The sequence below is a fragment of the Mesorhizobium sp. GbtcB19 genome, from assembly GCF_019091085.1.
GTDB lineage: Bacteria > Pseudomonadota > Alphaproteobacteria > Rhizobiales > Rhizobiaceae > Mesorhizobium.
In genome coordinates, this window is record NZ_JAGXJY010000008.1 from 251,175 (window position 1) to 267,255 (window position 16,081).

10 protein-coding genes are annotated in these 16,081 nt (G+C 61.3%); 6 read left to right on the forward strand and 4 right to left on the reverse strand.

The features are described 5' to 3' along the window. Positions 1-18: 18 nt before the first annotated feature. On the forward strand, positions 19-1,656 hold the full coding sequence (locus KVT37_RS16680; protein ID WP_306796953.1) for a CTP synthase: 1,638 nt from the start codon (positions 19-21) through the stop codon (positions 1,654-1,656). 177 nt (positions 1,657-1,833) lie between these two features. After that, the gene (locus KVT37_RS16685; protein ID WP_217574935.1) at positions 1,834-2,421 is read left to right on the forward strand and encodes a DUF1697 domain-containing protein; all 588 of its coding nucleotides are present in this window, start codon (positions 1,834-1,836) and stop codon (positions 2,419-2,421) included. Positions 2,422-2,532: 111 nt separating this feature from the next. On the opposite strand, the gene KVT37_RS16690 is transcribed toward KVT37_RS16685, so the two are convergent. Next, a complete protein-coding gene (locus KVT37_RS16690) occupies positions 2,533-3,990 on the reverse strand; it encodes an NCS1 family nucleobase:cation symporter-1 (protein WP_217574937.1) in 1,458 nt (485 codons plus the stop codon). 308 nt (positions 3,991-4,298) lie between these two features. Here KVT37_RS16690 and KVT37_RS16695 point away from each other — a divergent pair, with 308 nt between their 5' ends. From KVT37_RS16695 to KVT37_RS16710, 4 genes are all read left to right on the forward strand, one after another. After that, complete coding sequence (locus KVT37_RS16695) at positions 4,299-4,601, forward strand: DUF982 domain-containing protein (RefSeq protein ID WP_073986813.1); 303 nt, start codon at positions 4,299-4,301, stop codon at positions 4,599-4,601. A 471-nt stretch (positions 4,602-5,072) separates the two neighbouring features. After that, positions 5,073-7,118, forward strand: a complete 2,046-nt coding sequence (locus KVT37_RS16700; protein ID WP_217574939.1) for an SPFH domain-containing protein — start codon at positions 5,073-5,075, stop codon at positions 7,116-7,118. Between the two features lie 396 nt (positions 7,119-7,514). Next, positions 7,515-8,288, forward strand: coding sequence for a toll/interleukin-1 receptor domain-containing protein (locus tag KVT37_RS16705; RefSeq protein WP_217574941.1), 774 nt, complete (start codon positions 7,515-7,517; stop codon positions 8,286-8,288). Positions 8,289-8,707: 419 nt separating this feature from the next. Then, positions 8,708-10,534, forward strand: a complete 1,827-nt coding sequence (locus KVT37_RS16710) for an EAL domain-containing protein (RefSeq protein ID WP_217574943.1) — start codon at positions 8,708-8,710, stop codon at positions 10,532-10,534. Positions 10,535-10,874: 340 nt separating this feature from the next. Here the strand turns inward: KVT37_RS16710 and KVT37_RS16715 are convergent, their stop codons facing one another. The 3 genes from KVT37_RS16715 to KVT37_RS16725 all read right to left on the reverse strand — a co-directional run. Further along, positions 10,875-12,401: an HlyD family type I secretion periplasmic adaptor subunit gene (locus KVT37_RS16715; RefSeq protein ID WP_217574945.1), complete on the reverse strand. Its 1,527-nt coding sequence runs from the start codon at positions 12,399-12,401 to the stop codon at positions 10,875-10,877. 3 nt (positions 12,402-12,404) lie between these two features. Then, positions 12,405-14,153 carry a type I secretion system permease/ATPase gene (locus KVT37_RS16720; protein ID WP_308642634.1) on the reverse strand — a complete coding sequence of 583 codons (1,749 nt, stop codon included), beginning with the start codon at positions 14,151-14,153 and terminating at the stop codon, positions 12,405-12,407. Positions 14,154-14,248: 95 nt separating this feature from the next. Then, on the reverse strand, positions 14,249-16,081 hold a 1,833-nt coding region (locus KVT37_RS16725), incomplete at its 5' end, for a DUF5801 repeats-in-toxin domain-containing protein (protein WP_254634063.1).

The following is a 16,081-nucleotide window of genomic DNA, read 5'->3' on the forward strand; positions in this document are numbered from 1 at the left end:
ATCAGGCCGCGTTAAGCGATGACTCCCATGGCGCGATATGTATTCATCACAGGCGGCGTGGTTTCCTCACTCGGAAAAGGCATCGCCGCAGCAGCTCTTGGGGCTCTTCTGCAGGCGCGAGGCTATCGCGCGAGGATCAAAAAGCTCGATCCTTACTTGAATGTCGACCCCGGAACGATGTCGCCGTACCAGCATGGCGAAGTGTTCGTGACCGACGACGGTGCCGAGACCGATCTCGATCTCGGCCATTACGAGCGCTTCACCGGGCGCTCGGCGAACCAGCAGGACAACATCACCACCGGCCGCATCTACAAGAACATCATCGAGCGCGAGCGGCGCGGCGACTATCTCGGGGCCACGGTGCAGGTGATCCCGCACGTGACCGATGAGATCAAGCATTTCGTGCTCGACGGCAATGACGATTACGACTTCGTGCTGTGCGAAATCGGCGGCACGGTGGGCGATATCGAGGCGATGCCGTTCCTGGAGGCGATTCGCCAGCTCGGCAACGACCTGCCGCGCAACAACGCCGTCTATGTGCATCTGACGCTGATGCCCTACATCCCGACGGCCGGCGAACTGAAGACCAAGCCGACCCAGCATTCGGTCAAGGAATTGCGCGGCATCGGCATCGCGCCGGACATCCTTCTGGTTCGCGCCGACCGGCCGATCCCGAAGGAAGAGCGCCGCAAGCTGTCGCTGTTCTGCAATGTGCGCGAAAGCGCGGTCATCCAGGCGCTCGACGTGCCGCACATCTATGACGTGCCGATGGCCTATCACCAGGAAGGGCTCGATTCGGAAGTTTTGGCCGCTTTCGGCATCGATCCGGCGCCGAAGCCGCGCATGGAGCCCTGGCAGGCGCTGTCCAAGCGTATCCACAATCCGGAAGGCGAGGTGACGATCGCCGTCGTGGGCAAGTATACCGGGCTCAAGGATGCCTATAAATCGCTGATCGAAGCGCTCTCGCATGGCGGCCTGGCCAACCACGTCAAGGTCAAGCTCGACTGGATCGAGAGCGAGATTTTCGAGAAGGAAGACCCGACGCCCTGGCTGGAAAAGGTGCACGGCATCCTCGTTCCCGGCGGGTTTGGCGAGCGCGGCTCCGAGGGCAAGATCCTGGCGGCAAAATTCGCGCGCGAGCGCAAGGTGCCTTATTTTGGCATCTGCTTCGGCATGCAGATGGCCTGCATCGAGGCGGCGCGCTCGCTGGCGGGCGTCGACCATGCGTCGTCGACCGAGTTCGGACCGACCGACGAGCCGGTCGTCGGCCTGATGACCGAATGGCTGAAGGGCAACATGCTGGAGAAGCGCCGGGCGACCGGCGATCTCGGCGGCACCATGCGGCTCGGCGCCTATCAGGCCGAGCTCGCCAAGGGCTCCAAGATCGCCGACATCTATGGCGACACGCAGATTTCCGAACGCCACCGGCACCGCTACGAAGTCAATATCGACTACAAGCAACGGCTGGAGGATTGCGGCCTGGTCTTTGCCGGCATGTCGCCCGACGGCGTGCTGCCGGAGACGGTCGAGTATCCCGACCATCCGTGGTTCATCGGCGTGCAGTATCACCCGGAACTGAAGAGCCGGCCGCTCGAACCGCACCCGCTGTTCGCAAGCTTTATCTCGGCGGCGGTGGACCAGTCGCGCCTGGTTTAGGATGTGTTGATATTCAGGTGAGGCCGGCCTGCAAATGGCGGCGTCCTGCGCTTCCGGTGCTCACGTACTTCAAGTACGCTCCGCTCCGGTTCTCGGAAGCCACCATTTTCGGCTCGGCCTGACCTGAATCTCAACACATCCCGGCTCCAGCTTGCGAGCCGGCCGTGCGGACCCACAATGCAGATCTATGTAGCGCTGCTCTACAGCATCATCTTGGGCGAGGGGCGGCGCGTGGTCATGGCCGACCTCAAGGCCATGGCCGAGGAACTGGGGCTGAAGAACGTCCGCACGCTGGTGGCGACTGGTAATCTCGTGTTCGAGGCGCGGGCGACCGACATCGCCCGGCTGGAACAGAGGCTGGAAGCAGCCTTCGAAAAAACCTTCGGCCGCCATGTCGACATCATCGTGCGCACCGCCGAGGACTGGTTGAAGCTGGTCGAAGGTAATCCATTCCCAGCCGACTCCGCCAAGGCAGGCGACCAGGTGGCGGTTCGGGTAATGCGCAAGCCCGCGCCCGAGGAAGGTGTGGCGGCGTTGCAGGCTTATGCGGCCGGGGACGAGAAGGTGCTGCCGTCCGGTGGTGACATCTGGGTCGTCTTTTCGCGCGAGAGGCCAACATCGCGGCTGCTCGCGGCCATGAACCACAAGCGTCTCGGCATCGGCACCTCGCGGAACTGGAATACGGTGCGAAAGCTGGCGGAGATGATAGGCGGGGCCTTCCCTTCTCCCCTTGTGGGAGAAGGTGGCCGCGAAGCGGCCGGATGAGGGGTGTTCCAGGGAAAGCCAACGTCTCACTCCGCTGGAACACCCCTCATCCGTCTCGGCGCTAACACGCCGATCCACCTTCTCCCACAAGGGGAGAAGGGGAAAGTGCGCTCAAGCCTTCGCCATCTTGGCTCCGGCACCCAGCGCCATGGTGCGCAGGACGTAGTAGACGGCTCCCGCTATGGCCACGCCGAAGAACCAGCCATAGACGCCCCACCATGCGGGCAGCCAGCTGGTCAAGTTGGGCAGGATCGAGGAGAAGATCGCGCCGATGCCGGCGGCGATGAAGGCGTTGACGTGCCAGCCGCTCTGGAAGCGGAACTCGCCGTCCTCGCGATAGAGCGCCTCGACATCGACCTCGCTTTTGCGGATCAGGTAATAGTCGACCATCATCACGCCGAAGATCGGCCCCATCGTCGCGCCGATGATGCCGACGAAGTGTGCTGCGCTGCCTTCCCACGGCGCGAAGGGATAGAGCACCAGCGCGATCAATGCCGCGATGTAACCGCCCTTCTTGAAGTCGATCTGGCGCGGGAAGACGTTGGAGAAGTCGAAGGCGGGCGAGACGAAATTCGCCACCACGTTGATGCCGAGCGTCGCGACGGCGAAGGTGAGCGCGGCAAGGGCAGCCAGGAACCAGCTGTCGAACTTGGCCGAGATCTGGTCGGGATGGAGCAGCACCTCGTGGTAGACGTCGTAGGCGGCGATGGTGGTGACGCCGGCGACCAGCGAGAACAGGATCAGATTGACCGGCAGGCCCCAGATGTTGCCCTTGCGAAGTGCCGCATTGTCCGGCGCGTAGCGGGCGAAGTCGCAGAAATTGAGGTAGAGCGCCGAGAAATAGGTCACCCAGATCGCGGCGGCGCCGAACAGCGCGGTCCATGAACCCGGATCGCCCGGAATGCCGGCATCGGCGGTCTTTTCGCGCAGAACGTCCATCGGGATATCGCTGGTGAAAGCGAAGCTGCCCGACTTCACGCAGAGATAGATGGCAAGCAGCAGCATCATCACCCAAACGGCGGGGCCGGCCCAGTCCTGGAAGCGGCGCACGGTCTCCATGCCCTTCTGGATGATCAGGAGCTGCAGCGCCCAGATGACGACGAAGCAGATCACCTCGAGGGTCGAATGCCCCAGAAGATGCGAGCTCTTGTTGAACTCGTCGAACCATTGCAGGCGCGTCAGCAGCGCCACGATGGCGCCCGACGCCGCGGCCGTCTGCGCGCCGTACCAGAAGCAGGCGACGATGGCGCGCACCAGCGCCGGGACGTTGGCGCCCCAGATGCCGAAGGAAGCGCGCGCAAGCACGGGGTAGGGCACGCCGGTCTTCACACCGGCATAGCCGACCATGTTCATCAGCGCGTAGATGATCAGCGAGCCGATGCCGATGGCGATGATGAAGTTGACGAAGCCGCCGCAGAACAGAAACAGGCTGGCCGCCAGGTAATAGCCCCAGAGGCTGTGGACGTCCGAGGTCCAGACGTTGAAGATCGAAAACGGTCCCCAGTTCCTGACCGTTGCCGGAGCCAGATCCTCGTTATAGAGGTCTGGCGATGCGCCTTGAATGGTCATTGCAAGTGTTCCCCTTGTTGCAAAACGCGCCCTCACGCGTTTGACCGCAGAGGTTAAGCCTGACGCCGGGGAACCGGCAAGCAACCCATTTGCCGGCTTTCGCCTTAAAGATATTCAATGAGAATCGCCGTTATCCGCCGCTCCCAGGCGCATTGATTTTGAGTCGCCGCGTTGTTTTTCGCGCATATCGGGCACTGGTCGTCCGGTTCCAAAACTTTTCCGGCAGCAACCAAATTTGTTTGGAACCGATCGGAGAGACGTGCGTTAAGTGGAGTTCGGCTGCCTTGCGGCCGGCCGGGAGGATAACGATGGATCGCTTGCATTTCTTTACCCCAGTGCGAATTGCGCGTGGGCAGGGATACCCTGTGGAGGAAGTCGATAGCGTCTCCGAGGCGATGGTGTTCCTGCGGAAGTGGCCAACGGGCAGACGCGGCCCGGTTTATCAATGCGCCCTGAATTGCTGTGCGGCGGCTGTGTCGGGCAAGATGTCGGCTGAGGAAGCGAGAAAGGCCTTTGTCGGCTTTGCCCGCATCACCCGGCTTCTCGACGACGATATGGCGCTGCCGCTGGGTGGCGCATCGATGGATAACGTCTACGCGCTGCGGCGTTAGGCCGAAAAACCCTCTTGAAATCAATGTGCCGCGTCGGCAACGGCGCAGCATATGAGATGTTGCTGGTTTCCAATCCCCATCGGGTCGGATCGGGAGCCACTGTTTTGACTCGTCGAGAGCGCCATTTCCCTCCTTGCTAATTTCTAGACGCCAACGCTTTCGAAACAGCAAAAGCGTTGAAAATACTTATTCGATTTCGGCGCGAAGTATCTTTAAACCTGTTGGCGCTATCCCTACGTCATCTGTTGTTATGTCTATCAAGGCAACACCGATGTAACTTCGCTTACGGCCACGCCTGTCCTCTCGGGGGACTCGGGACGCGCGGTCACTTCCCACACAATGAGCAGCCCAGACGTTCGACACGCCCTTCGTGCGTCGAGCGCGTCGGCGCGCGATCTCCCCGCTTCGTTAATCAACACCAACCGGGCGGCCGTCGGGTGGACGAACCCGCACGCCCATAGGAGACAAGAAATGGAAGCCCTACAATATCTCGACCCGATCAAATGGACGGCGATCGAGGTAGCCGTGCTGGTCATCGTGCTGGCGATCCTGTTCCGGTGGAGCGGCGTGGTCCGCTACATCCCAAACGACAGGCTCGGCATCCTGGAAAAACTGTGGAGTTTTCGCGGCTCCGTCAGCAATGGCTTCATCGCGCTCAACCGTGAGGCGGGCTACCAGCCGGAAGTCGTGCGCGGTGGCCTGCATTTCTTCATGCCGTTCCAGTATTCGATGCATCGCGCCAATCTTGTCACCATCCCGCAGGGCCAGATCGGCTATGTCTTTGCCCGTGACGGCAAGCCGCTGCCTCCGACGCAGACGCTTGCTTGCAACACCGACGCCGATGATTTCCAGGATGTGCGCGGCTTTCTCGAAAAAGGCGGACAGAAAGGACCGCAACGCAAGATCTTGCGCGAAGGCACCTATGCCATCAATCTCGCACAATTCGTCGTGCTCACCGCCCAGTCGACCTATGCCGTCAATCTGAGCTCGTCGGAACAAAGCCTCTTTACCAATATGTCGAGCATGATCTCGGAGCGGGGCGGCTTCGAGCCAGTCGTCATCCATAATGCCGAGGACATGATCGGTATCGTCACCATCCATGACGGTCCGGCCCTGCCGGACGGCGAGATCATCGCGCCGACCGTCGCCAACGATCCGACCGACCCGAACTTCCACAACAATTTCCAGGATCCGGAGAAGTTTCTCAATGCCGGCGGCTACCGCGGCCGGCAGTTGCAGGTGCTGGCCGACGGCAGCTACTTCCTCAATCGCATTTTCGCGACCGTCGAGCTGGTCGAGAAGACGATCATCGACGTCGGCACGGTGGGTGTCGTCGTCTCCTATAACGGCCGCCACGGCACCGATATATCCGGACAGGCATACCGTCACGGCGAGCTGGTCGAAGTCGGCGCGCGCGGTGTCTGGTCGACGCCTCTGCTGCCGGGCAAGTACGCGTTCAATACCTATGCCGGCAATATCGTCACCGTGCCGACCACCAACTTCGTGCTCAAATGGACGAAGGAGCAGTTCGGCGAACACAGGCTGGACGAGAACCTGTCTGAAGTGTCGCTGATCACCAAGGATGCGTTCGAGCCTGTGCTGCCGCTCTCCGTCGTCGTGCATATCGACTATATGAAGGCGCCGCTGGTGGTGCAGCGTTTCGGTGACATCAAGCGGCTGGTCGAACAAACGCTCGATCCGATGGTTTCCGCCTACTTCAAGAATATCGCCCAGACGAAGACGCTGATCCAGCTCTTGCAGGAGCGTAGCGATATCCAGCGCAAATCGGGCGAGGAGATGCGCGAAAAATTCAATTCCTACAGTCTCGAGCTGCAGGAAGTGCTGATCGGTACACCCCGCGCCGCCAACGGCCAGAACAGCATAGAGCAGATCCTGATCCAGCTGCGCGAGCGCCAGATCGCGGTCGAAAAGGTCGAGACCTACAAATTGCAGGAGAGGGCGGCCACTCAGGAACGCACGTTGCGTGAGAAGGAGGCGCTCGCCGAGCAGCAAGCCAAGATCACGACGTCGGCACTTACCATCGAGATCAGCGAGAACGAGGGCAAGGCGCAACTCGCCCGTACCCGCCAGGAGGCCGAAACCATCCAGGTCACCGCCAAGGCAGAGGCCGAGAAGGTGCGCGTCGCCGGCCAGGGCGAGGCCGACATGATCAAGGCTGTCGCGCTTGCCGATGCCGAACGCATCAAGGCGACCGGTTTCGCGGAGGCCGAGAAGGTGCGAGCCATCGGTCTGGCGGAGGCCGAGGCCACCGAGAAGAAGGTCGCGGCCTTCGGCGGACCGGACTATCAGCTCAATTCGCAGGTTCTCATGCGCTTCGCCGAGGCGATCGAGAATGGCAGGCTGCCGCTCGTGCCGCAGATCCAGATCGGCGCTGCCGGCGGCGAGAAGGGGGCCGCCAATGGCCTTGTCGAGATGATGCTTTCGATGCTCGTCGCCGACCGGGTTGGACGGCAAACCCTGCCGGATGCGATCCCGGCACCCGTTGAGGAGGATTGATTGCGGATGGGCCGGTCGTACCGGCCCATTTTTTGCGCTCTGCCGAAACATGCGGCGGCGAGGCGCAGGAACCTATTCATCCGACCGGTCCGTTCACCCAACCAGTGCGAGAATCCACGGGAACGAGGATGAGAAAGACGCTCAAGCCCGGTGCTTCCGGGCTTTCGACCGATCTAGGGCGACCGACACCGGTGGTGTTTTTGCAGAAGTGGTCAACGGGAAGACGCGGGCCGTCTATCAGTGGTGCTTTGGGGAACCGCAACACGCGAGGGTCGAACAGCTGCTTCCGTCTCCGGATCAGTTGAAGTAACATCAAATGATATCGGACTGGGGCCATCGGTGGTGCCAACCCATTTCATTGCTTGGCAAAGCAGGGAAGTGACGAATGCCCCTCGAATGCCGGATCAGGCTTCGATCGCGGATCGATCTTTTGCTCCCGTCGCGCATGTCACCCGACAACGCAGGTTGTTCGAGCTTATAAAGGTCGGAGACTCCATATGGCTGGCGGGGTGCTATCCAGTCCTTTCCCCTGCCGCGGCAAGCATCATTGGCCGCATTGTCGTCGCCGAAAAAACGATGGAAAATTCCGTCCTGCGCTTTGCCGCCGCTCCGGGAAGCTATTGGCTTGCCTGGAATGATGCATCGCAGCTGATGAAAACCCTGGAATTCGACAATAAGGGAATAGCCAGGGCTCTCAACGTTGATGTTGGGATAGCCCAGCAGCTTCAGACGACACGCAAGGTCTCGAACGCACATTGTGAAACGCTGGAGGCCTACGCCTCGGAGATACGGCGTCGGCCGATGATTTTCGTAAGCTATCGCTGGACTGCTTCTACGGATGTCATGCGATTTTTGCTTCCCGGACTGGAAGCAGTTGGCTATTCGGTTTGGATCGATCGGTGGTCTGGGCCAAGGCGTTTCAAGGGAGGCCGAACGAACCAACCGGAGAACATCGTCAAACAGCTTCTTTCGACAGCGATGGGTCAATGTTGCGCGATGGTCGCGATCGTCGACGAAAATTACTATAATAGCGAGTGGACATCATTCGAATACGCGACTGCTTCGACGATTGGTGTTCCGACATATGGTTTTTCGGACGTCTGGCTTCGAAATGCGTATCAAGCCAATGACCTGATCGACAATTTGCGCGACGTCCTTCCGCGAAAATAGCCGCAATTGTCGATTGCAAGCTACCGGCCCCTAGCCGATTTGAACTCTCCAAAAGCTGCATTCTCCACGTTGTGCGGCCGCCAGATCGCGATGCGGCCTGCCAGCGCCGCTGCACTCGGCCGACGGCTTTCGAAAGGCGAAGCTGCGACAAGAGATTTTCGAAGATGTTAACTTTAGGCAGTCAAAATGTTTGGGCGACTAGGTACGCCGCCGCGTTCGGCAATATAACATGCAACCCATGGCACCTTGCCTCGTCACGTTGATTTCCAACACGGGACCGGCCGATGCCGAACATCTACTGATGTAGATGCAGTACGTCAAACGACCGAGAAGTATCTGCGGGAGACATCAGCATGCGGAACAGGATAGTCATTCTGCCAGCTCAACAGTCCAAGCAAACGTGACTGCGGAAGAGCCTCATGCCGGAGCAGCTTCAACAAGCCGTCTTGGATATGATCGCCAAGGGACGATCGATTGAGGAAACCGCGGCCCATATCTGCCTTTATGCCGAACGACTTTCTGCAGATACGCTCTGCTCGATCGTTACAATCGATCGCGAAGGGATCATCCATCCGCTGGCCGGGCCAAACATATCGAGTGACTACTCCTCGGCATTGGATGGGATACCGATCGGACCCAATGTCGGCTCATGTGGAACCGCCGCCTTCCTGCGAAGGCCTATTGCGGTCCAAGACATCTTCACGGATCCTCTTTGGGTTCCCTATCAGGCGCTTGCCGGCATTTTAGCCAAGGATCATAGCGTCAAGGCCTGCTGGTCCAGCCCGATCATGCAAAGTGATGGCCGCGTGCTCGGGGCCTTCGGATTCTATTATCGGGAGCATCGAGGACCGACGGACGAAGAGTGGTTGATCGTCGACCGATGCGTCCATCTTTGCTCGCTCGCGCTGGAGCGAGAGGAAGCAAGGGCCGAAAACCAGCGCCTGGCATATTATGATTTGCTCACAGGGTTGGGAAATCGCGCCCATTTCATCAAGGCGTTGGAATTGGCTTCCAGTGTATGCGAGGATTCACTCGCAATCTTGCTGGTTGATATTGATCACCTCGGTCGCGTCAACGACACCTTTGGTCATGCGACTGGCGACGAAGTGATCCGCAGTGTAGGCCGCACCATTGCGCGGATCGCCACGCCCGAAAAGACTTTCAGGGTGGATGCGGATGAGTTTGCCGTGTTGATCGAGGGGATGAGCCCGGCCATCAGCCTGTCGAGGATCGCCTCGCAGATATTGAAGGCGACAGAGGAACACTCCTTTCCCGGCGACGAGGCCACATTCTCCCTATCGGTCAGCTCTGGCGGGGCGTTGTCCAATCAATCGCAATCCTGCCAGGTGCCAATACTCCTGCAGCATGCAAATCTTGCGCTTCACCATGCCAAGCAGGCGGCACGAGGAAGCTTCGTGCTCTACAATGACGATCTTGCCAGCACGATCGCTCGGCGGTTCCGCATTCTGCAAACGGCAACAAGCGCGCTGGCTGAAGGCCGAGTCGAGGCTCACTATCAACCGATCGTGGACCTCGGCACCGAAAGAACGGTGGGCCTGGAGGCGCTTTGCCGCGTTCGCACGCGCGACGGCGAAATTATTTCGGCCGGCCTGTTGTCGGACGCGCTGCAGGATTTTTCGATGGGAAATCTCCTGACCGACCGAATGCTGGATCAGGTGGCGAGCGACATCAAATACTGGCTCGAGCAAGCGATACCGCCGCAATATGTCAGCGTAAACGTCTCGATGGCGGATTTTCAGAAGGGAAGCCTGCGCGAGCGGATTTCCCGCGCCTTTGCGCGTCATGGCATTCCGATCGGACACGTCGTTCTTGAGGTGACCGAGTCTGTTTATATGGATGACAGCAATGGCAAGGTCGCCCGGGCAATCGAGGAATTGCGTGCCGATGGGCTGCTCGTGGCGCTGGACGATTTCGGAACAGGCTATGCCTCGCTCACTCATTTGCTGAACTTTCCTGTCGACATCATCAAGATCGACAAGAGCTTCGTGGATCAGATGTCCGATGGCGGCGCGGGCGAAATAATCATCAAAGCCATTGTCGATATGGCGAACGGGCTTGCCATGCGTGTCATTGCTGAAGGTGTCGAGACGGCCGATCAGGCGATGCAGCTCAAAGGCCTTGGCTGCCAATTCGCTCAAGGATATTTCTTTGACAAGGCCGCCGACCGCGATAGAACGACCGAAGCCTTGCGGCTCGACATTCCGCGAAAATCGTTCCGGGCATAACCGGATACACGCCTGATTTTCATTGATCGGCCGGCTGTTGCGCGTGCCCTGAACGGATGTTGTCGAGTGTGTTCGGGCAAGGCGCCGCGATGCGCAGGCATGGCGGGATGACGGGAATCCGCGGGTGCCGGCCGGCGTCTGTTGGAGACTGGCGAGTGCGCCGCCGGCCCGCGGCCTCAGCCGACGTGTCTCGGGTCTTTGGCGCGTCCGCTGTCGGCCGACGACCGCCACCCCGGACGCCATCAAGTGTTTGTCTCAAGCAATTCCCGACGGGCGCGCGGCTTCCGCGCTCGCTTTGGCGGTATCTGCTTGCAGTCCTCGGCCGCTTCGTCTTATCCGGTCAATTCTCCCTGAAGGAACGCGTAAGCGAGGCCTCCACCGGGGCCATCATATAGTCGAGCAAAGTGTGTGCCCCGGTCAGGATCATGACTTCGGCCGGCATGCCGGGCGACAGTTTGACGTCGTGCAGCTCCGCGAGCTCGGCCGCGTCGACCTTCACCTTGGCGAGGAAATAGGGCTCGCCGGTTTTCTCATCGGTCATGCGGTCCGCGGACACCGAGGTGAGCAGGCCATGGATCTGCGGCAGATGCCGGCTCGGATAGGCAGACAGCACCACGCGGGCGGGCATGTCCGGATGGACCACGTCGATATCCGTAGGCTTGATGCGTGAATCGATGATCAGATTGGGCTCGTTCGGGACGATATCGAGAAGCGCCTGGCCGCTGGAAATCACGCCCGACTCGGTCGTCACGCGCAGGTTCATCACCGTTCCGGCGATCGGCGCGACGATGTCCGTCCTCGCCAGCACATCCTGGCGGGAAGGCAGTTGGCTGCGCAATTCGGCGAGATCGGTGCGCACCTTGGCAAGATCCTCATTGGCGCTCTCGCTGTCCTGCTGGCGCAGGTTGAGCAACTGGAACCGGGTCTCGCCGATCTCCTGATCGTTCTTCGCTATCTGCGCCCGGTTCGATGCCTGGTTGGCGCGAATGTCGGCCTGGGAGCGCTGCAGCGCCAATATCCGCGGCAGGCGTTCGAGGCCCTTCTTGTACATCTCCTGCGCGGAGGCGATCTCCTGGTCGATCAGGCTGAGCTGTTCGGCCTCGGCCGCCATAACATCCCTTGCTCCCGTGCTTTGCTCTTCGATCTGCGCAATGCGCTTGTTCAGGATCTGCGTGCGCCCTTCGCGGGTTGCCAGACGGCTGTCGAGCAGCGCCTGTTCCTCGACGACAACCTTGCGCGCGATCTCGCTGTCAACCGACGTCAGCTCCTTCGGAAAGGTTATGCGATCCTGGCCGGCAAGCTCCGCGATCAGGCGCGCTTCGGTCGCCAGCAGGCGGAGATAGTGCCCCTGCAACTCGTCGTAGCGGCCTTGGGCCTCGGTTGTCTTCAGGCTGATGAGAACCTGGCCGACGCTGACCTTCTCGCCCTCCTTGACGTGGATCGCGCCGATGATGCCGCCTTCCAGATGCTGGATGGTCTTGCGATAACCTTCGGGGCTGACGACGCCGTTGGCAACGACGGCGCTCGCCAACAGGGCAACGCTCGACCAAGCAGCGGTGCCGCCGACGAAAAGGATGGCCGAAGCGTAGCCCAGCATTCGCGCCGGCCGCGTCCGCAGCTTCAGATTGCGCCTGCTGGCACGGTAGGCGCGCGAGCGTCGCCGGAGCAGCCCTGCAATCAAGAGCAGGATGAGCGCGCCGGCCACCGCCAGCAACGTAGTGCGAGACGGCTGGTCGATACCTTTCAACCAAACCGATACCGCGGCGCTGAGGTCGCTGGCGGAGGCGGTCAGCCTGTCGTTGAGCTCGTGCAAGCTGTCCGTCAGCCGGTCCAGCATCGCCGAGAAGTCGCCAAATCGATCGCTCATGGCTCACTCCGCTGCCTTCAGCTTTGCCGCCACATTGGCGGCAATCTTTTCCCGCAAGGCCGCCGGGACCGGGATGCGCTTGGGTTGTCCGCCGAGCGCGCCGAGCACTTCGTCGCGCGTGCCGAACATCGAAACCGATCCGTCGTGGAGGAAGACGACATGATCGGCCGTGCGCAGAAGATTGGTCTGGTGGCTGACGAGAATGACGGTGCGGCCCCGTTCCTTCAGTTGCTGGAGGACGTTGAACAGCGCTACTTCGCCTTCACCGTCGAGGCCGGTGTTCGGTTCGTCGAGGACAATCAGCGGCGGGTCGCCGAACAGCGCCCGGGCCAGCGCGATACGCTGGCGCTGGCCGCGCGAAATGCGGGCGCCATGCGGTCCCACTTCGGTCCGATAACCATTCGGCAGCCGCAGGATCATCTCGTGGATGCCGGCGAGCTGCGCCGCGGCGATGACCGCGTCGCTGTCGACGTCACGCAGGCGCGCGATGTTCTCGCCGATCGTTCCGGGGAACAGGTCGACCTGCTGCGGCAAATAGCCGACATGCATGCCAAGTTCGTCCGAGGGCCAGTTGCACATTTCCGCGCCATCCAGCCTGACATGGCCGAGCGAAGGCCGCAGCGCGCCGACGATAAGGCGGCAGAGTGTGGTCTTGCCCGAACCGGATTGACCGATCACGCCGCAGGTCTGGCCGGGCTCGATGCTGAAGCCTATGGCATTGACCAGCGCCTGCGACATGCCCGGCGCGTGGTAGTGCAGGTTCTCGAGCTTCAGCCTGCCTTGTGGGCGGGGCAGTGTGACGCCAGCTGTTTGCATCGACCTTGTGTCGGCGAAAAGTTTTAGAAGATTGCGGCGCGCTGCTCTTGCGCTGACCAGGCTGCGCCAGGCGCCGATGGAGCGCTCGATCGGCGCCAACGCACGGCTGAGCAGGATAGAGGCCGCAATCATCGAGCCAGGCGTCAGCTCGCGGCGCAGGACGAGATAGGCGCCGAGCCCGAGCACCGCCACCTGGAGAGCAAGGCGAAGCGAACGCGACAGGCTGCCGATAACGGTGGTGCGGCGCAGAAGCCGGGTCTGGATATCCATCAGCGACTGCTGGTTTTCCTCCCAGCGCCGCAACGCTGGCTCGGACATGCCGAGCGAGCGCAATGTCTCGGCGCCGTCGATAAATTGCCCGACGGCGGTCTGGCTGCGGCGCAGTCCGGGCGCGGCCTCCTGGCTCTTGCGGCGGGTGAGGAAATCATTGGCGAGCGCGGCACAGAACAAAAGCACGGCGCCGGCAAGACCGACCACGCCAAGCATCGGATGCAGCAGCCACATGAACGCCAGGAAGACCGGCGTCCAAGGCGCGTCGAGAAAGGTCAGGATGCCGTCGCCGGCAACGAAGCTGCGCAGGTCGCCAACGTCCTTCAGGCCGGCTTCGAGGTTGCTGCCGGCAAGTCGCGCGTCCATCGCGCGTTCGATCACCGGAACGCTGAGCTGGTCGTCCAGCCATTGGCTGATATGCCCCAGCATCATGCGGCGGGCATGTTCCAGCATGCCGTAGACGGCGATGGCGCCGACAACGGCCAGTGTGAGCCAGAACAGCGTGTCGATGGAGCCGCTCGACAGCACCCTGTCGTAGATCTGCAGCATGTAGACGGTGCTGGCGAGCAGAAGAAGATTGGCGAGCAAACTGAAGAGGAGGAGGGCGGGCGCCTGATGGCGCGCCAGATGCATCACCTCCTGGAATTGCGGTCTTGGCTGCGTCACGGATACCCCCCGCTTTTTCGAGTGCCGGCCGGGCGCTCAGTTGCATGGCCGGTGACAGTACGGGGGCGGCTGATGCCGCCCCCGTCTTTCGAGTCTCAGGCGATGTCGACGAGGATGTGCTCCATGGTCGGAGGAGTGGGAGTCACGTCTCCGTCCGCGTCCACCACGTTGAAGGCGAAGTCGAGGTGGGCGTCCGGCGTCTGGGTCACGGTCGAGGTGAAGCCGATATCCGTGATCTTCAGAACGTCATTGTCGACAGGGTCGAAGGCGTGGGTCCCGGTGCTGGCGCCGCCGGAGCCGGTCGCGCCGTTCAGATCGATGGCCGTGCCGGTGATGCCGTTGCCGGACTGCATGATCTGGACACCTTGCAGCTGGTAGTGCTCACCGGCCAGGTTGTAGTCGTTCTGCTCGATGATCACGAGGCCGTCATTGTTGTCGAGCGTGAACTCGCTGTTGTACGGCGCCGGGACCTGACCCGTCCTGAAGATGTCCGCGTTCGCCACGTATATAGCCCGTGTGATCTCGTGCGTACCGTCGGTCAGGTCGAGGATCAGCATCAGGTCCTCGCTGTTGCCGATACCATCGAACTTGATGGCCATGGCACCGGCGGTTGCCGTTGGGTCGGTAGCCTCGTTCTGGATACCGACATCGCTGTCGAAGAACCGCAGGGTCAGCAGTTCGCCTTTCTGGATCGTGTCACCGGCCACACCGTTGGTGCTCTGCGTCGCCGATACCCATGTCGGGTTGTTGTTGCTCACCATCTCGTGACTATCCGGGGTGAACGAGGTGTCATTGGATTTCCCTTGCCCATCCGGCGTCAGGCTGAACGGGTTGGCCTTGTTGATAAGGTTGCCCGTGAACTGCACGTAGAAGTCTTCGTCGGCCGGCGTACCCGGGTCGTCCGCCTGCAATTTTTCCAGGACGATCGGCGGGTGGCCGGAGTTGCTCGTCGGTTGCTTGGACAACAGCTGACTGGTGTGGATGACATCGAAGCTGAAGCCCTCGAGCGGGTCGGTGAGCGTGATCGTGTAAGTGTCGTTGACCTTGTCGAAGACGAGGGTACCGCCGCCCGTGCCGGTCTGGACGCCGGCCGCCGGATCCTTGTCGTAGGTGAAGGTGAAGTTGAACGTCGCGGAGCTGGCAGTCTCCGACGCCAGCGTCACGTCAGATGTCAGCAGACTGCCGCCGCCGCCGCCGTCGATCGTGCCGCTCAGCCCGATCTGGATGCCGGCAAGGCCGCCATTCTGGTCGACAAAATCCGAATGCGTGGCATCGTAGTACGAGGCCGGGTGCGCATCGGCGCCGATGTCGTAGCCGAAGGCTCCTATAGCCGACGCGTTGAGCGCGTTGGCCAAGGTCTCGTGAGTCCCGGTACCGTTACCGGCGTTCTGGTCACCGTCGAACGGCACGGTGATCGTTGGCGCGTCGTCCTTGAAGATGAGGTTTGTGCCGATGTCGAGGGTTGCCGACTGGTGGTCGCCGTCCTTGTCGGTAACGGTTGCGGTGAGCTGAACCAGGTTGTCGGCAAGCAGGGTCGTGCTGTCGTCGGGGTCGTTGGGGTTCGCATGCACCACCGCCCGGATCTGATTGAGCGTGACGTTGCCGCTGGCATCAACGGAGACCGTGAAGACGAGGTCATTGGTGCCCGAGGTATGGCCTTCGAGAACGAAACCATTGAGCGAGAGGACGACGGCCTGACCGGTTAGCGTATCGACCAGCCCGGTTGCGCCGGCATTGAAGCTCAAAGCATAGGTGACCGCGCCGGCGCCGTCAGCGCCGTAGACCGGGCTGAAGTTGGCCGCGAAGCTCTGCGTGGCGTCGGGACCCAGCAGGGTCTCATCGACGGTCAGCGTCGGCTCGGTGCCGGTCGTCGTGATGCTCGGCCGGTCATCCTTGAAGTTGAGGTTCTGGCCGATGTCGAGGGTTGC